The sequence below is a fragment of the Mesorhizobium maamorense genome (genome assembly GCF_044998965.1).
In the GTDB taxonomy this organism is placed as follows: domain Bacteria; phylum Pseudomonadota; class Alphaproteobacteria; order Rhizobiales; family Rhizobiaceae; genus Mesorhizobium.
In genome coordinates, this window is sequence record NZ_CP173356.1 from 647,917 (window position 1) to 669,469 (window position 21,553).

Annotated in this window: 20 protein-coding genes and 4 pseudogenes; 13 read left to right on the forward strand and 11 right to left on the reverse strand. The window is 62.5% G+C overall.

Features of this window, described 5'->3' with window-relative positions; genetic code table 11:
• Window positions 1-28 precede the first annotated feature (28 nt).
• The gene (locus tag ACIU1A_RS03525; protein ID WP_404926622.1) at window positions 29-1,171 is read right to left on the reverse strand and encodes an alkene reductase; all 1,143 of its coding nucleotides are present in this window, start codon (window positions 1,169-1,171) and stop codon (window positions 29-31) included.
• Window positions 1,172-1,282: 111 nt separating this feature from the next.
• Between ACIU1A_RS03525 and ACIU1A_RS03530 the strand changes: the two genes are divergently transcribed.
• Window positions 1,283-2,194, forward strand: a complete 912-nt coding sequence (locus ACIU1A_RS03530) for a LysR family transcriptional regulator (RefSeq protein WP_140498281.1) — start codon at window positions 1,283-1,285, stop codon at window positions 2,192-2,194.
• Window positions 2,195-2,216: 22 nt separating this feature from the next.
• Here the strand turns inward: ACIU1A_RS03530 and ACIU1A_RS03535 are convergent, their stop codons facing one another.
• On the reverse strand, window positions 2,217-3,644 hold the full coding sequence (locus tag ACIU1A_RS03535) for a PLP-dependent aminotransferase family protein (protein ID WP_404926623.1): 1,428 nt from the start codon (window positions 3,642-3,644) through the stop codon (window positions 2,217-2,219).
• Between the two features lie 85 nt (window positions 3,645-3,729).
• Here ACIU1A_RS03535 and ACIU1A_RS03540 point away from each other — a divergent pair, with 85 nt between their 5' ends.
• The 4 genes and pseudogenes from ACIU1A_RS03540 to ACIU1A_RS03555 form a co-directional block, all read left to right on the forward strand.
• On the forward strand, window positions 3,730-4,143 hold the full coding sequence (locus tag ACIU1A_RS03540; protein ID WP_140515115.1) for a cupin domain-containing protein: 414 nt from the start codon (window positions 3,730-3,732) through the stop codon (window positions 4,141-4,143).
• Between the two features lie 13 nt (window positions 4,144-4,156).
• Window positions 4,157-4,612: a carboxymuconolactone decarboxylase family protein gene (locus tag ACIU1A_RS03545; protein ID WP_140557383.1), complete on the forward strand. Its 456-nt coding sequence runs from the start codon at window positions 4,157-4,159 to the stop codon at window positions 4,610-4,612.
• 315 nt (window positions 4,613-4,927) lie between these two features.
• Window positions 4,928-5,100, forward strand: a pseudogene (locus tag ACIU1A_RS03550) (SDR family oxidoreductase); the annotation flags it as partial.
• Window positions 5,101-5,392: pseudogene (locus ACIU1A_RS03555) on the forward strand (NADP oxidoreductase coenzyme); the annotation flags it as partial. It abuts the pseudogene before it with no gap.
• A gap of 133 nt (window positions 5,393-5,525) precedes the next feature.
• Here ACIU1A_RS03555 and ACIU1A_RS03560 read toward each other — a convergent pair.
• On the reverse strand, window positions 5,526-6,146 hold the full coding sequence (locus ACIU1A_RS03560; RefSeq protein WP_404926624.1) for a TetR/AcrR family transcriptional regulator: 621 nt from the start codon (window positions 6,144-6,146) through the stop codon (window positions 5,526-5,528).
• 106 nt (window positions 6,147-6,252) lie between these two features.
• Between ACIU1A_RS03560 and ACIU1A_RS03565 the strand changes: the two genes are divergently transcribed.
• From ACIU1A_RS03565 to ACIU1A_RS03580, 4 genes are read left to right on the forward strand one after another with little or no spacing between them, the layout of a single operon-like run.
• On the forward strand, window positions 6,253-6,888 hold the full coding sequence (locus ACIU1A_RS03565) for an NADPH-dependent F420 reductase (protein ID WP_404926625.1): 636 nt from the start codon (window positions 6,253-6,255) through the stop codon (window positions 6,886-6,888).
• Between the two features lie 46 nt (window positions 6,889-6,934).
• Window positions 6,935-7,888, forward strand: a complete 954-nt coding sequence (locus ACIU1A_RS03570) for an SDR family oxidoreductase (protein ID WP_140623883.1) — start codon at window positions 6,935-6,937, stop codon at window positions 7,886-7,888.
• 31 nt (window positions 7,889-7,919) lie between these two features.
• On the forward strand, window positions 7,920-8,540 hold the full coding sequence (locus tag ACIU1A_RS03575; RefSeq protein ID WP_404926626.1) for an NADPH-dependent F420 reductase: 621 nt from the start codon (window positions 7,920-7,922) through the stop codon (window positions 8,538-8,540).
• A 46-nt stretch (window positions 8,541-8,586) separates the two neighbouring features.
• The gene (locus tag ACIU1A_RS03580) at window positions 8,587-9,696 is read left to right on the forward strand and encodes an epoxide hydrolase family protein (RefSeq protein WP_404926627.1); all 1,110 of its coding nucleotides are present in this window, start codon (window positions 8,587-8,589) and stop codon (window positions 9,694-9,696) included.
• A gap of 247 nt (window positions 9,697-9,943) precedes the next feature.
• On the opposite strand, the pseudogene ACIU1A_RS03585 reads toward ACIU1A_RS03580, so the two are convergent.
• Window positions 9,944-10,875: pseudogene (locus ACIU1A_RS03585) on the reverse strand (IS110 family transposase).
• A gap of 451 nt (window positions 10,876-11,326) precedes the next feature.
• On the opposite strand from ACIU1A_RS03585, the gene ACIU1A_RS03590 reads away from it, so the two are divergent.
• Window positions 11,327-12,106 (forward strand): Rieske 2Fe-2S domain-containing protein, encoded by a 780-nt coding sequence (locus ACIU1A_RS03590; protein WP_404926628.1) that lies wholly within the window; start codon window positions 11,327-11,329, stop codon window positions 12,104-12,106.
• Between the two features lie 377 nt (window positions 12,107-12,483).
• Here the strand turns inward: ACIU1A_RS03590 and ACIU1A_RS03595 are convergent, their stop codons facing one another.
• Window positions 12,484-13,086 (reverse strand): NADPH-dependent F420 reductase, encoded by a 603-nt coding sequence (locus ACIU1A_RS03595; protein WP_140632196.1) that lies wholly within the window; start codon window positions 13,084-13,086, stop codon window positions 12,484-12,486.
• 86 nt (window positions 13,087-13,172) lie between these two features.
• Entirely contained in the window at window positions 13,173-13,907 is a 735-nt protein-coding gene (locus ACIU1A_RS03600; protein ID WP_404926629.1) for an SDR family NAD(P)-dependent oxidoreductase, read from the reverse strand.
• Between the two features lie 277 nt (window positions 13,908-14,184).
• Here ACIU1A_RS03600 and ACIU1A_RS03605 point away from each other — a divergent pair, with 277 nt between their 5' ends.
• Both ACIU1A_RS03605 and ACIU1A_RS03610 read left to right on the forward strand, forming a co-directional pair.
• Entirely contained in the window at window positions 14,185-15,081 is an 897-nt protein-coding gene (locus ACIU1A_RS03605; RefSeq protein WP_404926630.1) for a LysR family transcriptional regulator, read from the forward strand.
• 60 nt (window positions 15,082-15,141) lie between these two features.
• Window positions 15,142-15,765 (forward strand): GNAT family N-acetyltransferase, encoded by a 624-nt coding sequence (locus tag ACIU1A_RS03610; protein ID WP_224680293.1) that lies wholly within the window; start codon window positions 15,142-15,144, stop codon window positions 15,763-15,765.
• Between the two features lie 109 nt (window positions 15,766-15,874).
• On the opposite strand, the gene ACIU1A_RS03615 is transcribed toward ACIU1A_RS03610, so the two are convergent.
• Complete coding sequence (locus ACIU1A_RS03615) at window positions 15,875-16,582, reverse strand: hypothetical protein (protein WP_404926631.1); 708 nt, start codon at window positions 16,580-16,582, stop codon at window positions 15,875-15,877.
• Between the two features lie 689 nt (window positions 16,583-17,271).
• Here ACIU1A_RS03615 and folP point away from each other — a divergent pair.
• Window positions 17,272-18,048, forward strand: a complete 777-nt coding sequence (gene folP, locus ACIU1A_RS03620; protein WP_404926632.1) for a dihydropteroate synthase — start codon at window positions 17,272-17,274, stop codon at window positions 18,046-18,048.
• A 9-nt stretch (window positions 18,049-18,057) separates the two neighbouring features.
• Here the strand turns inward: folP and pqqE are convergent, their stop codons facing one another.
• The 4 genes and pseudogenes from pqqE to pqqB form a co-directional block, all read right to left on the reverse strand.
• Entirely contained in the window at window positions 18,058-19,179 is a 1,122-nt protein-coding gene (gene pqqE / locus ACIU1A_RS03625; RefSeq protein WP_140498258.1) for a pyrroloquinoline quinone biosynthesis protein PqqE, read from the reverse strand.
• Window positions 19,176-19,469 (reverse strand): pyrroloquinoline quinone biosynthesis peptide chaperone PqqD, encoded by a 294-nt coding sequence (pqqD, locus tag ACIU1A_RS03630; RefSeq protein WP_140498256.1) that lies wholly within the window; start codon window positions 19,467-19,469, stop codon window positions 19,176-19,178. Before pqqD ends, pqqE begins: the two co-directional genes overlap by 4 nt.
• Complete coding sequence (gene pqqC / locus ACIU1A_RS03635) at window positions 19,466-20,224, reverse strand: pyrroloquinoline-quinone synthase PqqC (protein ID WP_404926633.1); 759 nt, start codon at window positions 20,222-20,224, stop codon at window positions 19,466-19,468. Before pqqC ends, pqqD begins: the two co-directional genes overlap by 4 nt.
• Window positions 20,221-21,158 (reverse strand): annotated as a pseudogene (pqqB, locus tag ACIU1A_RS03640) (pyrroloquinoline quinone biosynthesis protein PqqB). Before pqqB ends, pqqC begins: the two are co-directional and overlap by 4 nt.
• Window positions 21,159-21,553: the final 395 nt, after the last annotated feature.

Consider the following 21,553-nt stretch of genomic DNA (forward strand, 5'->3'; position numbering starts at 1 on the left):
CGGCCCTGCTTGCGGCGCCATTCTTCGACTAGGTGGGGAAGTCCGTGTACCCCACCTCGCCATTGCGGGTGTAATAGACGGACCGGTCCGCTACGGCCAATGGCCAGCCGCTCCGAAGACGCTCGACGAGATCCGGGTTCGCGATATACGGCCTGCCGAAGGCAATCAGGTCCACCAGCCCGGTATCGAGCGCTGCCTGGGCGCGCTCGACGTCATTGAAGCCGCCGCACCAGATGAACGCGCCGGGGAACGACGCTCGCGCCTTGGCGAGCATGTCGTGGTCGAGATGGCGCGCCTCGAATGTGGCCGATTCCATGTTGCCGTCGGGCAGCAGTTCGTAGAGCAGATGGACATAGGCCACGCCACGGCGCCCGAGCTGCTCGACGATGTACAGGAACGTCTCCTCGACGAGCGGATCAGCGGGCATTGAACCATATTTGCCGAACGGTGAGAGGCGAACCCCCACGCGTCCCGCGCCGAATTCCGCCACGACCGCGTCGACGACTTCCATCAGGAAGCGCGCACGATCTTCCATGCTGCCGCCGCCGTAGCGGTCGGTGCGGGTGTTGAGCACCGAGTTCATGAACTGCTCGATCAGATAGCCGTTGGCGGCATGGATCTCGATGCCGTCAAACCCGACCTCCCGCGCATTGGCAGCGGCTTTGGCGAAGGTTCCCACCATGGCCGTCACTTCCTCGGTGCTGAGCGGCCTCGGCGTCTCTGCCGCCATGAAGCGCAACCGGCCGTCCGGGCCATGGGCGAACACCTCTGAGCCGACGGCCTGTTCCGCGGTCACGCCCACTGGCGCCTGGCCGTTCGGCAGAAGCGAGGAATGCGCCAGTCGGCCGACATGCCACAGCTGCATGAAGATGGTGCCGCCCTGACGATGAACCTCTTCGGTCACCGGGCGCCAGGCCTGCTTCTGGGCTTCGGAGTGAATCCCGGGAATCCGCGCGTAGCCGTGGCTGGACTGATCCACGTCGTTGACTTCGGAGATGATCAGGCCGGCGCTAGCTCGCTGACCGTAATATTTGACGGTCAGTTCGTTCGGGAGGTCGCCATCTGTCGGAAGAGCACCCTCGGAGGTGCGGGTGCGCGTCATCGGCGGCATGACGATGCGGCTCGTGAGGTGGACGGGACCTAGATCGAAGGAATCGAATAGAGAGGGCATGGGGCGGCTCCTGTGGAGAATTAAAGCTCCAGAAGATATAAAGGGATACTCCTCAGCAGATTAGTGCCGGACTGGTGGACTCACTATTGCGTCTGAAGCTACAATAGGCGGATGAACTCGCGTTTCGATGGCATCGCCGAATTCGTAGCCGTTATTCGGCTCGGTAGTTTCACCGCGGTTGCGGCGGAAATGGGCATGGCCAAGTCCGCGATCGGCCGGGCGGTGTCGCGTCTGGAGGCGCGCTTGGGCTCCAAGCTGCTCCACCGGACGACCCGCCGCCTGACCTTGACGCCTGCCGGAGAGGCCTGGCTGGAGCACTGCGTCGCGGCACTCGACGAACTTGAGCGTGGCGAGAGCGCCCTCGCGCTCGCGCGGGACACGCCTGGCGGCGAAGTCCGCATCGATCTCCCGACGGCGTTCGGTCGACTGCACGTCATGCCCGTACTGTTAGGGGTTGCGAAACGCTATCCGGCGCTGAACCTCAATGTCAGCTTCACCGACCGGCGGGTCGACCTGATCGGCGAAAACATCGACCTCGCCGTGCGTATCGGCAATCTTGAGGATTCGACCGACCTCGTCGCGCGACAGATTGGGGTCCAGCAGACGGTGATAGTCGGAGCACCTGGCTATCTCGCACGGCGGGGCGTTCCGCGATCCTGGAGCGATCTTGCCGGACACGATTGCATCGTCGGACGACGGCAAGGCAACCGCATCGCCTGGCTGATGAAGCAACCCGACGGCTCGACAGCGCGGCAGGCCGTCCCCGTCAAGCATGAACTGCAGGATTTCGAGACGGTGCTGATGGCCGCTAAGGCAGGACACGGTCTGACGCAACTTCCGTCATGGATGGTGGAAGGCGATCTTCAAGACGGGGCCCTTCAGATTGTCCTGGAGGGCCTGTCAGGCGGCGAACTGCCGATCAGCGTCCTGTGGCCGCAGACAAAGGCGCTGCCGGCGAAGATTCGCGTTACCATAGACGGCCTCGTTCAGTGGTCGCTTGTTTCAACGAGTGTCGCTGCCTAGCAACGTCTTACTTGGAGCAGTCTCAAATCGGCTGTCCGCCGTCGATCCGCCTAATCGCCTCGAAGAGCCGATCACAGGATTTTGCCAGGTTCTTGCCCGGCGTGGTGGCGACCCCGAGCAAGAGGCCGGATTCGGCAGTGGCGGGCGACGCATACCACGCGGAGAGCGGTGCGGGCGACATCCCGAAGGCCGAAACCTCGCGCGCCACGGCAATGTCCGATATTTCCCTCGGCAGCTTCAGCAGCACGGCCAGGCCCGGCGTTGCAATCTGGTCGGCATTCACATTCGCCCAAAGCTGCTCGAGCAACGTCGCGCGCCTTGCGACATAGGCCCGCTTCGTGCGGCGGAGATGGCGAATATAGTGGCCCTCCCGCATGAATTCGGCGGTCGCGAGCTGCACTGCCGGTCCCGGGGCGGGCGCTAAGCACGCCGCGACTTCAGCGAAAGCGCATACGAGGCTGGCCGGCACGATCGCGAAACCCAGCCGAAGGGTCGGGCTGATTGTCTTGCTGAAGGACCCGATGTGAATGACGCGCCCGTCGCGGTCGAGCGACGCGAGCGCCGGCGCGGCCCTGCCGGTCAGCTGAAGCTCGCTCAGATAATCGTCTTCGATCACCCAGGCCTGGGTCGAAGCTGCCCATTCGAGCAGGCGCAGGCGCCGCTCGAGCGACAAGGTCGAGCCGAGCGGCGCATGTTGACCCGGTGTGACCAGGGCAAGCTTCGCGGTCGGATGCTGGCACAGTGCGTCATCGAGATCGATGCCGTTGCAATCGACCGGGACCGGAGCGAGAGACAAACCGGCGAGTTCGAGCCCCTTTCGGGTCCATGGGAAACTGGGCTCCTCGATCAAGGCGGTCTCCCCCGCCAGCTTCAGAACGGATAGCGCCAGGCCGAGCCCCGCACCGAAACCTCCAGTGATGATGACCTGCGACGGCAGACAGGTGATGCCGCGCGCTACGGCGAGGTAGCCAGCGATTTCCCGCCTCAACTCGAGTTCGCCGCGAGGATCGGGGTAGAGGGCGGCGGCAGCGGCTTCGGCGCGGATGGCATGCGCGCGTATCCGCGCGAACAAGGTGGCGGGGAAGATATCGCTTGCGGGGATGCCCATCTGGAAGATCCGGGGACCCTGCGTCATCTCCTGATAAATCCGCATGAAGGAGCCTTCATCCGGCACCGGCTCGGATTTCGCGACGGTGCGGGGGCGCTGTGCGACGCGCGTTCCCTCAGCTGGCGTTGCCTCGACCAACTGGGCGGCCGCGAGCTTCTCATAGGCGGTCCGGACGGTGCCGCGCGCGACACCCAGCTGCGCCGCCAAGTCCTGCCATGAGGGCAACCGTGCGCCTGGTTCCAGAACGCCTTCCTCGATTGCGACGGCCACGCCCTTGCGAATTTGCTCCGCAAGGGAAGTCTTGGCGGCGCGATCCAAATCCAGGTCCAGCAGCTTGCTCATGAAGCCTCAGTACACGATTTTTTTGCGTTCTTGGTGCTTTTTCCTGGCCCGATTCGCCGGCATCTATACGGGCAAGGAGAGGCCAATGCGAATTCGTGCCATTTTCACCGCCGCCTGCGCCGCGATTGCCATCGTCGGGCCGGCCTGGGCGCAGGACGACCAATCGGAGACGGTCACGCCGAAGTTCGAGCAGGTGATCCCGAACATCCCCGGCAAATCGATGGTCGTCGTCGAGGTCGATTATGCGCCGGGCGCCGCTTCCCAGCCGCACCGGCATGCCAGGTCCGCCTTTATCTTCGCCTATGTCGTCTCGGGCGAGATCGAGTCCAAGGTGAACGATGGCGAGACCCGCATCTACAAAGCGGGCGAGAGTTGGTCGGAGCTGCCCAACGCAACCCATTCGGTCAGCCGCAACGCCAGCAAGACCAGGCCAGCGAAGCTGCTTGCGGTCTTCGTCGTCGATTCCGACGACAAGGCCCTCACTACTCCCCTCAATTGAACGGATCGGAACGATGGCCAAGAGGCTCGACTACAACCAGATCGCCCCGAGCGGCGCCAAGGCGCTCGGCACCGTCTACGGCTATGTTCTCCAGAGCGGCTTGCCTGCCGAACTGGTCGAGCTCGCCTATCTGCGGGTCTCTCAGATCAACAACTGCGCCTATTGCCTTGACATGCACACGCGTGACCTCGTCAAGAAGGGCGTGAAGATCGAGAAGATCGCGCTGGTGCAAGCCTGGCAGGAAGGCGGCAGCCTGTTCAGCGAGAGAGAGCGCGCCGCGCTTCGCTGGGCCGAGAGCGTGACCAATGTTGCACAGACCGGGGTTCCGGACGCCGCCTATGAAGCCGTGCGTGCCGTCTTCGATGAAAAGCAGCTCGTCGACCTGACGATCGCGATCAGCCTGATGAACAGCTACAACCGAATGGCCATCAGCTTTCGGAATACGCCCCAGGCCGTTCTCGAGAATTGATGGAGCAGAATAATGAATGGTAACGTGATTTCCAGGATCAAGATCCCGGACAGCAAATTGGCGCGCGAGGCGACCGAGTTCGTTCGCGACAGGAAATCGAGTTCCTTTTCAATCACTCTGTTCGCTTGCGCCTTCTGGTGATCGTAACCTGACAGATGGCGGCCCTAAGGAGAGGCGGCTCAACTCGCAAGCCGGCAGCCCCATTGTCGTCGGTCAGGAGTGTGCACGGCGATTCCGAAACCGGCCGTTCCGTATGCGGCCTGAGAAGCGGTACACTCACGTTTCAGCTTGGACTTTGCAGCTATTCCCGCTTGCATCGCGACCGAAGCGCTCGGAGAGGACGGCTTGAAGGCTTGCGGCTCAATGACTGCGTTTCAGCGCATGGGCGATCCGGCAGAGCTCGGGGCGGCGGCACCCTTCCTCGCCTCATCGGACAGCAGCTTCATGACAGCGAGGTAGCGGTCGACGGCGGCCTAGCCCAACTCTGACAGCCGTCTTCCAAGTTCATTGAGCAGGCCTTCTCAGGTGCGAACTGGTCAAGGGTTTCAATCATTTGATCGCTGCCATCCTTGACCAGGATCCGGCCGTAAAGGGCGGCAGGAGAGTCATATTCCTGGCGAGCGATGATGAAGACGCCGCGGCGCAGATTGGTACGCTCGCGGAAAATCTCGGCTTTGCGCCGATAAAGCTAGGCGGGCTTTCCGAAGGCGACTGCTCGTGCAGGCGCGCAGGAACAGCTGGGGCCGGCTGGTCTTCAAGGACCTGGTCAAGTTTGACTGATGAACATGACGTCCTCACCGGCAGGGACACGATGCACGCATCGGATCGAGCACTATCCGATGCGTGCGGCCGAGGTGATGCTTGGAAGCAAACGATGAAGTGCTCCGCCTCTCGTCAGCAGTATGATGAATACTTAGTTTTGACGGTCGAGCGCAGCAGAAGCCGATCCGGTCGACGGGTTCGCCAGGATGGCGCCCGTAATGATGCGAAAGAGATGATCGGCCCGCGGCGCGAATGAGGGTTGGTCGACCGCCCAGCCGAGCGCCGTCATCAGGGCGAACAGGTCATCCCCATTCATGTCGGGCCGCGCCGCGCCTTCGGCCTGTGCGCGGAGCAGCAGTCGCGCGCTCGCCGAGTGCACCGCTGCGCATGAAGCGTAAAGAGCGGAGTTCGGATTCGTGTGGGCGGCGGCCATCATGGCGACGACGCCCCTATAGCTTTGGGCGAACGCCAACCACTCCTGGAACCAGGAGATGAGCGCTTCGTCAGGCGAATCCGAGGTTTCGAGTTCATCTGCCCTCTGAGTCAGTGCGTCCAGATTCGTACACAGCAGCGCCTCGAACAGGGCTTCTCGCGTCGGGAAATGACGAAGCAGCGTGGCTAACCCGACCTCGGCCCGACGGGCGATATCGCGCATGGACGCATTGATACCGTGCTCGGCGACGACGTCACGCGCGACCGCGAGGATATGGCTGTAATTTTTTTTGCGTCGGCTCGCATGAGATGCCTTGATAAGCGGATCAGTGATCCGCATATGTGGATCGATGATCCGGTTACTAAGCGGATCGGTGAACCACTAAATAGAGTGCGTCTGCACAAATGGCAACAAAGGCGCTGCCCGCCCCGCAAGGAAAATGAACATGAGCACTATCAGCATCATCGGGTCAGGCGGTATGACCGCAGCGATCGGCGACCTTGCCGCCAAGGCCGGACACACCGTCGAGGTGATGAGCCGCGACGGTGCCAAGTCGCGGGCGCTGGCCGAGCAGGTCGGAGCCGGCGCGACGACCGGAACGTTTGGCGCCGCTCCGGTCGGGGACATTGTCATCCTGGCGGTTCCCTATTCGGCCGTTCTCGACGTGGTGAAGCAGTACGGCGAAAAGCTGGCAGGCAAGCTCATTGTCGACATCACCAACCCCATCAAATCCGACTTCACGGGTTTCTTGACTCCTGAAGACAGTTTCGGCGCGCAGGAGATCGCCAAGGTTGCTCCTGCCAATGCCACTATCGTCAAGGCGTTCAACACCCAGAACGCCCGGGTCTTGGCTGACGGTCCAATCGGGGGCCATCCATTGGACGTGTTCATCGCCGGGGACGACTCTCAAGCGAAGGCGCGCGTCTCGGCGTTCATCGACAGCCTCGGACTACGTCCGATGGATACCGGGCGGCTGATTATGGCCCGAACGCTGGAGCACGCCTGCATGCTGTGGCTGGGCCTCATGACCCACTCCGTCAAACACACCAACTTCTCAATCCGCGTCAGCCTCCTCGGCTGAGCCCGCGGCACCACGTCTCGCATCACATTACCCAAGGAGCAGCAGCATGCGCGTTTTCGTTACTGGCGGGACCGGCCATATCGGTTCGTATGTCATCCCCGAGCTCATCGCGGCCGGACATGAGGTCATTGGCCTGGCCCGGTCGGACACGTCCGCGACTGCGGTATCGGCACTCGGCGCCAAGGTACGTCGCGGGGATATCACCGACCTCGATGGGCTCAAGGTCGCGGCGGCGGAGTCCGACGGCGTCATCCACGTCGCGCACCGGCAAGACCTGCTGCCCTCCGGCGGGATCGACGCCGTGGCAGCCGCGGAGCTCCAGATCATGCTCGCCTACGGCGAGGCGCTGGCGGGGACCGGAAAGCCGCTCGTCGTCTCGGGGAGCATCGGCTCGCCGGGGTGGGAAGGCCTGGGCCGGCCGGCCACCGAGGAAGATCCGGCTCTTCCCGGCGGCGAAGCATACAAGGGCACCCTGCGGGTTCGCAACGCCGTGGAACTCGCCGTGATCGGCTTAGCGGGACGGGGCGTGCGGTCTTCGGTCGTCCGAATTCCTCCCATCGCGCACAGCACGACCGATGCCGGCTTCCTCCAGCTGCTGATCGGTCTCGCGAAGGAGAAGGGCGTAATCGGTTACCCCGGAGACGGCGCGAACCTCTGGCCGGCTGTGCATGCCCGCGACCTGGCCTCCCTGTTCCGCCTGGCGCTGGAGAAGGGGCCGGCTGGCAAATATTGGCACGGGATTGAGGGCGAGGGCATCCGGTTCCGCGAGATCGCTGAGGCCATTGGCAGCCGTATGGGCATGCCTGCTGTGCCCATCCCTGCGGACGTACTGATGTTGCCGGGCTTCTTCGGCTTTCTCGCGAACTTGGTCACGCTGGACCTTCCGGCGTCCAACGCCATCACCCGCCAGACGCTCGGCTGGGAGCCAGCTCAGCCGGGCCTGCTCGAGGACCTCGACAACGGCCATTACTTCCCGGCGGATCGTATCGCGATCCCGTGATCCGTCCACCCAACTCACAAGGAGACAACACATGAGCACTATCAGCATCATCGGCTCAGGAGCCATGGCCGCCGCGATCGCGGGCCGTGCCGCCAAGGCCGGACATACCGTCGAGGTTGTCAGCCGCGACCCCGCCAAGGCGCGGGTGCTCGTCGACCAACTTGGAGTCGGAGCGACCACCGGGACATACGGCGCCGCCCCCGCGGGCGACATCGTCATCCTCGCCGTGCCGTACAGCGGTGCCGCGGCGGCGGTAGCCGACTTTGGGAAAGCGCTCGATGGCAAGGTGATCGTCGACATCGCCAACCCGGTTGCCCCCGACCTCTCAGGCCTCGTCACGCCCCACGGCAGTTCCGGCGCGCAGGAGACCGCAAAGGGCCTCCCCGCCGGCGCGCATGTTGTGAAGGCATTCAACACGATCTTTGGTCACGTGCTTGCGAAGGGCGGACGCCTCGACGCGTTCATCGCAGCCGACGATGCGGAGGCGAAAGCGCGCGTCTCGACGTTTCTCGAAAGTCTCGGGCTGCGTCCGCTCGACGTGGGCGGCTTGCACATGGCCCAGACGCTGGAGGCGCTCGGTTTGATGGTGATTGGCCTCGCCAAAAACGGCGCCGGCACCTGGGACTTCGCCATGAACGTCGATATCGGCTGAATCACCGACATCAGCCCTCCGCTGCACTACAGCCAAGGAATCGATCATGATCACTCCCTTCCAGATTCCCTATGATGCGGACCAGGCCGCTGACCTTCGTAGCCGCCTCGCACGGACGCGTTGGGCCGACGCGGTAACTGACGACTGGACCATGGGAACCGAGCGCGGCGTCCTCAACCAGTTCATCGATTTCTGGCGTGACGGCTATGACTGGGCGCAGCGACGAGACCGGCTTAACCAGCTTCCCCATTTCCGGACGACGGTCGACGGCCATGGCATACACTTTCTGCATTTTCGCGGCGGACAAAGGGGATCGATCCCGCTACTGCTGATGAACGGCTGGCCGTCTAGCTTCGTGGAGTTTCAGCGTATAGCGCCGCTGCTTACCCGGGGAACGCCGGCATTCGATGTCGTGATCCCCACCATGCCCGGCTTCGGCTACTCGGACAGGCCAACCCGGCCCTACGAGGCGGAGCCCAGCGACCTTTATCCGAAGCTAATGACGATGCTGGGCTATGAGCGGTTCGTCGTGGCCGGGACTGACATCGGCTCCGGCCTTGCCACGCGAATGGCGCTTCGGCATCCCGCGCGTTTGCTGGCTCTCCATGTCTCGGCGGTCGCGCCGAAGCCGATTCCAGAAGATGCGTCGCCCCTGTCGAAAGCCGAGATCGACTATGACGAGCGCCTCCAACTGTGGATCCGGGAGGAAGGAGGCTATCAGGCGATCCAGAGCTCGAGGCCACAAACTCTCGCCTTTGGGCTTGCCGACAGTCCTGTTGGCCTCGCCTCGTGGATTGTCAAGAAATTCCGGGCCTGGACGGACTGCGATGGCGACGTCTTCTCTGTCTGGCCCCTCGAAGCCTTGATTGACACCCTGATGATCTACTGGATGACCAACACGATCGGGTCGTCTGTCCGCTACTATTACGATGCCGCCCGGCTGCGGCCGCCGCTGCGGGCAGATGACTTCGTGCATGTTCCCACCGCCGTCGCGATGTGGCCACATGATCTGGCGCTCGCGCCGCGCGAGCGGGCCGAGCGGCTCTACAATGTGCAGAGTTACACCGTCTTTCCGCGTGGCGGGCATTTTCCGGCCTGGGAAACGCCGGAACTCTACGCCGACGATTTGCGAAAGATCGCGCTCGCCGCGATCTGAACGAACAAGCGTGTTCCGCTTCACCCACGAGCGGGCACGGCTCGTGGAGATTGCCCGCCAGCGGCGTGCCGAACAGGCGCGGCTGGCCAAGCTCGAAGACCAGCGGGTGGAATATCTCGATCGCAAGCTCGCGCAGGCAGAGGAGCGTGATCGACTACGGACGTTTCTGATGACGCTTCCCGCTGACTCCATCTCCGAGGAAGCGTTCGGGCGAAGAAGGAAGTTACCGCTAGAGTATCTGTGTTGGTCAAGGAAGGGATGGGGTCCAGTTTCGACCATCCCTGAGCAGAGCGTTTGCGAGGAGGATGAGCCTTCTCATGATTGCGGTGATTGCGACCTTTGCGGCTTTGCCGGCTGCTCTGAGCTGATCGTACTTGGTCTTGAGATTGGGATTGAAGCGCATGGCGACGAGGGCGGGCATGTAGAGTGCCTGTCGGACATTGGCCCGCCCGCCGCGGATGAAGGCGCGGCCGGTCCACTGCCCGGACTGCCGGGTGAGCGGAGCGAGACCTGGGAGGGAAGCGGCCTGAGCCTGGCCGAGCGTACCGAGTTCGGGCATGTCGATGAGCAGTGCGAAGGCGGTGATTGCCGAGACGCCCGGGATCGAGACGAGGATGCCGAAGCGGCGGGAGAGATCGGAATCGGCCTGGATGAGCGCCATGATCGCCTTTTCGACAGCGGCCATTTGACGTTCGATCTGCCTGAGCTGCTGGGCATTGTGGCGCTTGAGGATGGGAAGGGTCAGCGTCTTGGCCCTGTTCCTCACCGCTATCCGGTTCTTCATCAGCGCCTCGCGCGCCATGTGCAGGTCCTTGAGATCGTTGAGGAGCGGACTGCGCGGCTGCCGCGCCTCCAGATCGAGCAGCGCACCCATGCGGGCGAGCATGGCGGCGTCGAGCCGGTCGGTCTTGGCGCGCCTGCCGGTGGCCTCGGCGAAGCGCCGGGCCTGGCGCGGGTTGACCTTGACGAGCGCGAAGCTTGCCGTAGCCAGCCTGCGTTCAAGGGCGCGGTGATAGGGGCGGTCGGCTCGTAGACAATGTGAGCGTCGGGTTCTCCCAGCCACGTCACGAAGGCCCTGTGGCCGGGATTGTCGTTGGCAAAGCGGCGGCTCGCACCGTCGCTCAGCCTGTGGGCGTCGAGATGGTCTTTCGATATGTCGACCCCGATGGTCTTCGGCATACGGGATCAGTGTTTTGGTACATCTGCACCAGACGATTTTTCCATCTCGAAGCGAGCTAGCAAGTCGCTGTCGTCGCCAATTGCCGGCTTGACGCTGCTTTGGGCAGCCCGCTTCCAAGTTCGCGTTTCCGGCTCCTTTGGAAGTGTTCCGTTCACGAATTGCAGGCCCTTCCGGCCGTTCGCATCGCAATGGACCGTGAGGACCATTTCTGATCACCAGATTGGCGCTTGGCGCATCGTCTCGGGCACGACCGGTTCGAATTCTCCGATAGATCTCCGGGCCTGACATACCGCCGCGTCCGGCTGCCATGCAGCTGTATTTTCGGCGATTGCTTGCCTGTGGTCGATCACTCGGCATGGGGTTTTATCGATATCTCTATTTCCACAATGAATTTGCGAGCGAAGGAAAGAGAACGAAAATAAACGAAACAAAACGGATATGGGGAGGCGCATGGACACGCAGACTAATCCAGAAAGCAGGCAGTGGATCCAGGCGATCCGTGCCGACAGTCTTCCTGTCGACGATGCGACGCGCATCGAGCACCAGGGGGTATGTATCGCCATCTTCAATTTTGCCGGCAAGTTCTACGCCACTTCAGGCATTTGTACGCACGCCCACGCCTTCCTTTCGGAAGGCTATATCGACGGCCAGACGGTGGAGTGTCCTTTGCATCAGGGACTGTTCCGCGTTCCCACCGGCACACCGCTTTCACCGCCCGTCACCGAGCGGCTGAAGACCTACGAAACCAAGGTGTCGGACGACGGTTTCCGGGACTATCTCGACGTCTATCCGGTCGGCGACCTCGCCGGCGGATTCGTCTGGAAGCCGGGCATGGGCGCCAGCTTCGTCGGCCCTTACAGCAAGCTGCAGATCAAGGCGCCTTTCACGGATTATCTGCCGTTGCCTGAAGGTCCGGTGCTCGACGCCAGCAAGAAATGTCGCATCGGTCTGGTCTTCCATGGCTTCAACCATCCCTGGCTGATCAGCCTCGCCGACACCGCCGCCTGGGAAGCCAAGCGCCATCCGAATATCGAACTGGAGGTCATCGACGCCGAGTTCGACGACAACAAGATGGGCCAGGTGATCGATACGTGGATCGCCAAGCAATATGATGGCATCGTGCTGTGGCCGAACCGTGAAGCGCCGATGGGCCCGCCCGTCGACCGTGCCATCGCCGCCTTGGCGCCGGCATTGTTTCCAGGACCGAGTACCTTCCGGACGATCGTTTGACGGCGCTTTCGATCTCGGATCACAAGCCGTTCACGCAATCCTTCGCGGCGTGCCTGAAGGTTCGCCAAATGCTACGTCCGATAGAGGCTTTCATGCAGCTGGTCAGGGATCATTAGACTGACCAAGTGCCTTTTCGCGCCGCCGCATGGCATTGCTGCCGGCGCAATCGGTCAGTCCGCAGCCCAAAGCTCTACGACCAATTGCGGCCGCCGCATGGCGCACGCTTGACCGCTCCCCGCTCTTCGAACGGCGCCCATACGCGGTCAATCCCACGCCAGCCTTAGCGACCTTGTGGTCTTCAAATATTCGGTCGCGCGCTGCTCGAAGAAGTTAGCGCGCGACCAGTTCTCGGCGTCGATCACGCGGTCGTAGATCGATTACTGCTCCTTCTTGAACAAATCCTGGAAGATGAGGTGGCCCCAAGTGCGGCCGCGTGCGTGCACCAGCGCGCCACCCTCGTCGAGTTTTCCCAGCTTGACGGGTGCGAACCCGAGTTGTTTGGCCAAGGCCGCCACGGGAGCGGTCGTGTCCTCGTCGTCGCTCGACAGGAAAACCACGCGGTGGCCGCCCTCGACGATCGGATCGGCAGCCAGGGTGGCCGCAGCCAGGTGATTGAACCCTTTGACGAGCTTGGCGCCGGTGAACGCCTTCGCGACGAAGGCCGAGGACGGGAGACCGTCCAGCTCTTCGGGGAGAACTCCAAAAGTGTTCATCGCGTCGATGACCGTCTTGCCTTCCCAGTTTGGCAGGGCCTTCGCGACCTCGCGATGCTCCCAGAACGGGACCGCCAAGATGATTGTGTCGGCCTCGAGCGCATCCCGCAGCGACTTGGCGATGACCGTGGGTCCAATCGCCCGAGCCTGCGACGCCAATGCCTCGGGCGGCCGGCGGCTCGCGACGGCCACCTTGATGTTCTTACGGGCGAAGGCCTGGGCGAGGGCCTGGCCTATCTTGCCGAATCCTACAATTGCATAGCTCATAATACTTCTCCGATCCGTGTTGATGTCGATTCCCGGCCCTCAACGGCGCTGGTTAATTGAATGGAGTGCCGGCCGGGCGTGGCGCCTCAGAGTTGCGCAAGGCCGCCGTCGACGGCGACCTCGCTGGCGGTCATGAAGCTGCTGTCCGACGACGCGAGAAAGGCGGCGACGGCCCCGATCTCCGCCGGATCAGCCATTCGCTGGAGCGGCGTCATCGCGGCGAAGACCTTCTGGCCCTCCTCGCCCAGCGCTTCTTTCGCGAGTTCGGTCGCGGTCGCCCCGGGCGACAGCACGTTGACCCGGATGCCGGTGCCCTTCAGGTCCTCCGCCCAGGTCCGCGCGAGGTTGCGCACTGCCGCCTTGCTCGCGCTGTAGGCGCTCATTGCCGGGGCGCCCGTGGTGCCGGCGCTCGATCCGGTCAGGATTATCGAACCGCCTTGGCCCATCAGCGGCAGCGCCTTCTGGACAGTGAAGATCGTACCCTTCACATTGGTGTCGAAGGTTTCGTCGATGTGCTCGGCAGTGATCTCGCCGAGCGCAAGCTGGCTTCCCGCCCCGGCATTGGCGAAGACGATGTCGAGGGTTCCGCGCTCGGCCTTCACCGTCGCGTAGAGTCGGTCGAGGTCGGCCTCATCCGAGACCGAGCCCGTCACCGCGCCGGCATTTGGCCCGAGCTCGGCCAGAGCCGCGTCGAGCGTTTCCTGCCTGCGGCCGAAGATGAAGACGAAGGCGCCCTCCTCGATGAAGCGCTTTGCCGCGGCGCGGCCGATGCCGGTAGCGCCGCCGGTGATGACTGCAACCTTACCGTTTAGCTTTCCCATGACTTTTCCTTCCAGGCTCTGCCTTTGATCGTTCGGGAAGAACCCCGAGAGCCTGGAAATAAGTCTGCAGGGGTCAGGCTTTGAGTGCGGAAGTGCGCACATCGGTGGTGCAAAATCGATCCGGTCGGACGACTGCCGCCAGCCGCGACGAATTGGTGTCCGTCGTTCGGAATTGGGCCGCGCTCGTCGACATAAGCTATGATAACCGCCCATACTGCTGTACGACTGCGTTGGATACGGGCTTTGGAAAGCGCACCGCGCGGTGCGGGATCGCGCCATGATCGACTGGGATGATGTTCGCTATTTTCTGGCCGTGGCGCGCGGAGGCTCGGTGCGGGCTGCCGGCGAGCGCCTCAGTGTGAACCACTCGACCGTGCTACGACGCGTTGCACAGCTCGAGGAACGCCTCGGGGCGCAAATGTTCGAAAAGCTGCCTTCGGGCTACCGCCTGACGGCTGCGGGCGAGGAGGTGCTCGAGCTCGCGAACCAGATGGAAGCGTCGTCGCACCAGTTGGAGACACGCGTCTTCGGGCGCGACCAGAGCGTGCGCGGGCTTCTGCGGGTGACATTGGCTCCGACCCTTGCGACACACCTGCTCATGCCTGATTTCGCCGAGTTCGCGCGTCTGCATCCGGACATCGAGATGGACGTCTTGTCGTCCGGGGAGCTGGCAAATCTGACCAACCGAGAGGCCGACGTGGCGATCCGCGTCGTCTATGACCGCAAAACCCTGCCGCTCAATCTTCACGGCCTGAAGGGGCCAGAGTTGTTCGGCGGCGTCTATATGTCCCGCGATCGACTCGCCGCCTGGCATGCGGGCGCGCCCGATCCCGTCCGGTGGATCGTCATAAGCATTCATGGAATTCCGGACTGGGCTCGCGAGGGCGAGGTTCGCACCACGAAGGTTCCATTCAGGACCACGGACGCCGAGGCACAGATCGTTGCGGTACGGCAAGGGCTCGGGATCACGACACTGCCGTGCTTCGTCGGAGATGCCGACCCCCTGCTGGTGAGGGTGCCGGGTACCGACCTGCACATGTACGGAACGCTCTGGCTTCTCACGCAGGGGGAGACACGCAAGACGAAGCGCGTGCGGCTCTTCACGGAATTCGTATCCCGCAGGCTCGCCGCGTACGCTCCGCTTCTCGCGGGATTGTCCATATCGCGCGACTGACGCCTGGCGGGTTGACGGCCTGCCTTGCCGACGGCTTTCCGGGGGGCTTGCCGGCTGCTTATGATTGCCGCTTTCCGGCTATCATTGGCGCCGCCTCAGGTGGAAAATGCTTCGATGGAAACTGTCCGATTTCCCAAGCTCACGACACCAAGGCTCGTGCTTCGGGCGCCGAGAAAACGGGATATCCCGGCATGGTTTGCGCGCGCGACGGATGTCGAATCCGCCTCTCTTGCCGGCGATCCTGTTCCCGACGACATAAGCGCGGGCGAGCGATGGTTCGCCCGTTCGCGTCAGCGTTTCGCTGACGGTACGGCGATCCAGTGGTCCATAGATCAAGTAGGAGTTTCGGAAGCGATCGGGACAATAACCCTGTCCTTCGGCGCAACCGACGCCAAGGCAGCCGCATTGGGATTTGTGCTCGCGCGTGCGCATTGGGGGCACGGACTGGGCAGCGAGGCGGCGCGCGAAGTTCTCCGCTACGCTTTCGAAACTCTGGCGCTTGAACGGGTGACGGGCGAAGCGGCGGCGCGCAATTTTGCCTCGGTGCGGATATTTGCGAAGCTTGGATTCAAACATGTCGAAAGCTTCATCGACGAGTCCGACGGCGAGCGATGCGAGCGCTTTACGCTCGACCGAGACATCGGGCCGTCACTGTTGGCAAGCAACGCCATGCCGGACTGCTAGGGCTCTGAGCCATGGCAAATAGCGTTGCTCCGGCGAGTCGATACTGACATGCGCTTGCGCGCCTCTCTCGACAAGACCAACGGCTGGACGCGATCGAGCGCAGCCAGGTTCAGTTGGTGCTGGTTGTGGCTGTGAACCCGCACTGCTTCTGTTCCATATCGATCTGCTTCGTGATGCGGACGGCGTTCTGTGCGTAGGCTTCCGTCACGGAGCCACTATTCACGGTCTTGTCCTTTAGCGGACTCACGCCTGCGCAGAGGTGGAAAACATGCGGCTCGGTGGACTTCGCGGCTCCGTTTTCGGGCGCGATCCAGTAGACGACGTCCTGACCTGCGGGGTGGCTCGCGTCTCGCGTCGCCGCCGCCACCGCGGCGGTGTCCGTGGCGATCGCCTGCGCCTGAGCGGCGACGTCGGGCGAACAGGCAGTGGTGGGCTGCCCCGACTTGATCTGGGCTGCGCATGCGTTCATATCCTGGGTGTATTGTTCGACCGACGGGGGTTTGAAGCTGATCCCCATGACCGTCGCGAGCACGGCCAGCGCAGCGCCGACGCCGCCGGCAACCTTCTTGGTCCGCGGGTCCATGTTTTTGTCGGTGAGGATGAGGAAAACCAGCGGGAGAAAGGCAATCAGCGTGATGATTGCGCCGAGCTGGTTTTGGAAGAAGAACCTGGCCGTGTCGGATGCACGGGCCGGATCATGCCTGTTCGCCGCCTTCCACAGCAAGTTGCCGGCGATTGCGAAAATCGCGATGCCGACCAGAAGGCCGATGATCAGCGGCAGGTGTGCCTGATCGAATTTGTTCTGGCGAAGCAGCATAATCCCGTAGATTTCGCCGCCAATGGCGACGATCCACGAGAGTGCGGCGAAAAAGACGAAGACGCGTGGCGGAGGACTTCTGGCCCTGCGTCGCTTGCCAATCCTTGGTAACGTCTGACTTGTTGTCGGTCATTGACCAGATCCCCTGATATCGACACTTAGGCGGGCGGCGTTAGCAGCGTCATTGAACGAGCATTACTTGCCTTAGCGATGCGGGCAAAATGTGAGCGCCACGGCAGGCTTAATCCTCATACATATTGCGCATGAGTGAATCCGTCCATACTCATTGAGGCAGACGCCTATGCAGCGATGGCTCCGTTAATCTCTGGCCCGAACTGACGACACCAGCCGAAAATCGAAATTGCCATTGCCATCTCCGTGGTTCCTTCCTCGGCGGCTTTCGCACACCCTGCGGCGCCCGAACATTCGCTTCTCGCACTGTGGGGTTATGATAGCCTGGGCGACCGAAAGATCGAATACGACGCGAATTCCACAATGACGATGACCACGACACCAACTGCGGTATTGCGTGGCATGGAGCTCAGCATCCCTCGCGAGAATGCACCCGGCAGACTATGTCCGAGCGATCACCAGGGAGGCGTGGCGTCGATGCTCGCCGCGCTCGCCCGATGAACCGTTGGCAACTTGCTCATGGACGGTATCTCGATCTTGGTGCGAGATCGTTACTGATGGGGATCTTGAACGTTACGCCGGACAGTTTTTCCGACGGTGGAGAATTCGATCGGCCGGAGCGGGCACTCGAACAGGCACGGCGTATGATCGGCGAGGGCGCGGCGATCATTGATGTCGGGGGCGAGTCCACCAGGCCCGGCGCCGGCAGCGTTTCGGCGCTTGAGGAACAATCGCGTATCCTCCCGATCATCGAGGCGCTGTCGTCGGACGGCGACTGCATCGTTTCGGTTGACACCTATCGGGCCGAGACGGCGCGTCTCGCGGTCGCGGCGGGTGCACATATCGTCAACGACGTACACGGCCTGCAGCGCGAACCCGACATTGCGCACGTCGCAGCGGAAGCCGGCGCTGGCCTCGTCATCATGCACACCGGGCGCGACCGGGAAAAATTGGCCGATGTAATCGCCGACCAGTTCCTGTTTCTGAACAGATCGCTGGAGATCGCTCGCAACGCCGGCATTCCGGACGACTGCATCGTGCTGGACCCAGGCTTCGCTTTCGCCAAGAGCGAAGAGGAGAACCTTGAACTCATGGCTCGCTTCGGCGAACTGCGCGCTCTTGGTTTTCCATGGCTCGTCGGCACCTCGCGCAAGCGGCTTGCCCATCACCTGGTCGGCGACAGCGACGAAGGGCGGGACGTTGGCACAGCTGCAACCAGCGTCATCCTGCGGTTGAAGGGTGCTTCGATTTTTCGTGTGCACAATGTCGGGATCAATCGCGATGCCCTGGCTTTCGCCGACGCAGTGCGCGAGCGCGAGAATACGGCGGAATGAAAGAACCTGTCAGGCGGGCTCGGTCACGACGCCGATACGCCGGTAGGTGAATGGTTCGTCCTCCGAAGGAACTGTCGCGGTACGCTTGGCTTCGTCGATCAGCATCGCCATGCGCGCGTGGATCGGCGACTTCGCGCAAGCCGGATCCGTTGCGGCGGCATCGCCGGCGATCACCATCGCCTGGCAGCGGCAACCGCCCCAGTCGATCTCGCGTCGTTCACAGCCGCGACAGGGTTCCTGCATCCAGTCCGTGCCGCGGAAGGCATTGAACGCCGGCGAATCGGCCCAGATCGAGGAGAGGGTGTGTGGTTTGAAACGCTCGAAGCTGAGCGACGGGATCGTCTGCGCGGCATGGCACGGCAGCACGGTGCCGTCAGGCGCCACCATGAACGCGTCACGCGCCCAGCCACCCATGCACGGTTTGGGGTAGATGGCGAAATAGTCTGGTGTCACGAAATCGATGTTGATAATGCCGGCCAGCCGCTCGCGTGCTTCCGCAACGATTTCCGCCTGCCGGTCGACTGCTGCACGCTCGGGCATCAGCTGATCGCGATTGATCAAAGCCCAGCCAGCGTACTGGACGTTGGCGATCTCGAGCCTCTCCGCGTCCAGCGAAAGGGCAAGATCGATGAACTCCGGTACCTCCTCGATGTTATGGCGATGGATCGGCGCGTTGATGGTGAGAGGCAAGCCGGCAGCTCGCGCGCGGCGTGCCGTCTCCAGCTTCTTGTCGTGGCTGCCTTTGTGGTTGCCGATGCGTTCGGTGGTCTCAGGCCGTGCGCCCTGAAAGCTCAATTGCAGATGGTCGAGCCCGGCTTCGGCAAATGCTTCGATGCGGCCTTCGGCGATGCCGACGCCCGCGGTAATCAGATTTGTATAGACGCCGCGCGCTGAAAGTCCGGCGATCAATTGCTCGAGGTCGCGGCGCAGCGTCGGCTCACCGCCTGACAGATGCACCTGCAGAACACCGAGATCGGCGGCCTCCGAGAACAGGCTGAGCCAGGTCTGTGTGTCGAGTTCGCGATTGGCCTTCTGCAATTCGAGCGGGTTGGAGCAATAAGGACATTGCAGCGGGCAGCGATGTGTCAGTTCCGCCAGCATGCCGATAGGAGGGAGGAGGGGCGTGTTCATAGCTTCACCAGCAGCTTGTCCGACCACTCTTGCAGGAAGGCGATGACGTCGGCCGCCACGGCCTCCTCCTCGGCCTCATAATCCGTGGCAAGGCCGGCGATGATTTCGCCGACCGTGGACCGTCCGTCGCAGCGCCGCAATATGTCGAGGCTGATATCGTTCGGCCAGAATATTCTCTCCGGTGAAAGCACGGCGAACGCCTGCCGCACGGAATCGTACTGTATGCGCACGTGCTTCGGCAGGAAGGGTATCGATCGCAGCGACACCAAGGCTCTTTCGCGCAGCATCATGGGGCTGCCTCGGGGCGGAAGGCGCCGGGCGGTATGTTTCCCGGCTCGCCATAGGCGTGTTGAAGCGCATCAAGCATGGCCCAGAGTATATCGCATTTGAACACCAGCGCATCTATTGCCTGCTGCTGGCGTTCCGCCGTATCAGCATGGCTGAGCACGTAGGTGAGGGCGAAGTCGGCGTCGCGCGAGGCTTGTTCGGGCCGTTGCTTGAAATAGGCCAGCGTATCCTCGGTGATATAATCGTATTTGGCCAGCATCGCCGGTACGCGCTCGCCGATGATGAGCGGTGAGAACATCTCGGTCAGCGATGACGCGACCGCCTCGAACAGCGTTCGGTTGGTGCAAAAGGAGAGGTAGGCCCCCACGGCGAACCGTGTCGCCGGCAGTGCCAGCCTTTCGCTTTTCACGGCCTCGGCGTTCAAGCCGAGCGAGGTTGCCAGATGCAGCCAGCGCGCGATACCGCCGCTCCAGCCGTCCTCGCCATCATGGTCTTCGATACGTTTGCGCCAGGCGGCGCGAAACGCCGGATCCTCGGCATGTGCGAGGATCATGGCATCCTTGCGCGGGATGACAGCCTGGTAGCAATAACGGTTCAGCGCCCAGGCCTTCATCTCGGCCTTTGACAGCGCGCCGCTGGTCATCCTGTGATGGAAGGGATGATGATTGTGGTAGCGCTCGGCGCCGACCTGCCTCAGCACGGCTTCGAGATCGCTCGTGGACAGGCCGCCTTTGGCCGCATCGCGGAAATCGTTCAAAATTCCATCTCCATGCCGTCGCCTGCGACTTCCCATCCTGCCGCCTTGACCGCCGCGTGTTCGGCCGAATTCTCGTCAAGGATCGGATTGGTGTTGTTGATATGGACGAAGACGCGGCGGCCCAGCCTCACATCGGCCAGGCTGGCGATCGAACCCGCGTCTCCCGAAATCGCCAGATGCCCCATGCGCGCGCCGGTTTTCTGACCGACGCCGGCGACGATCATCTCGTCGTCGGTGTAGACAGTGCCGTCGAACAGAAGACAGGCTGCATCGCAAAGACGCGCGCGCAGCGTCGCATCGATGCGCGCGCAGCCTGGGATGTAGAAGACAGAATCGCGGCTGCCGATACCCGCAATTCGGACTCAATCGTGTCACCGGCGTCGGAGCTGAAATTGGCATCCGGATGGTCTTTGTCCTCCAGATAGAGTGCTATCTTTCCAGGCACCGGAAAGCTCTCGATCATCACGCCGGTCTCGCTGCCTTCGGCATCGCAGATGACCAATTCTTTCGCTGTCGGCAGGATGCGCCGCGGCACGACCGCCGGATCGAGAACGTTGAAAATCGAATTCGCCTCCAGCGTCGCCAGAACCTGCGCCGTTGCATAGATGGCGAAAGGCTGCCGCTCGCGCAGGCTGAGCAGTCCGGCGATATGATCGACATCGGCATTGGTCAGCACCACCGCGCGGATAGGCGTCGAACGCAGCGGCGCGTGGCGCGCAGGTTGCAACTCTGGCGTTGCCGCGATCTGCTGGCGAATGTCGGGTGAGGCATTGAAAAGAACCCAGCCGACGTCATCCGTCGAAGCGATGACACTTGATTGGGTTCGTGAATGCACGCCAGCCATCCCGGAGCGGGCCGCACGACTGAGACGATAATTACAATTCCATTGCGGAAAGCCGCCGCCTGCCGCCGATCCGATGATCCTCAAATGCATGAAAACGCCCGCCCCGCGGCTTCTCTGACCAGCAGGCAATTTGCAGCCCTGAAAAGTGCCGCGCGCGCCCTACACGCGTCAAAACCTTTCGCCAAAACCCTTGCGGGGATGCGTGCCCCTGTTGCCAGGGACACGCACCTCTGCGGCCTACCTCTTGGGAGTAATTTCGGCAGGCAGATACCGAGAAATTTCCATGCCCGCAGCAACCTGGCACATGGTCGGTTTTTTCCAGTTCTTCTTCATGACATTTCTCCTCTTATACCAGTCCGAAGGGACCGATCCCTGTTGTTAGCCAACCATTGCAGGGCACCGAAGCAATGGCTCGTCCATCACGTCTCAAATGGACAAACGAAAAAGTAGGTTTTGAAAAATCGAAAAGCAAAACTACCGAGAAT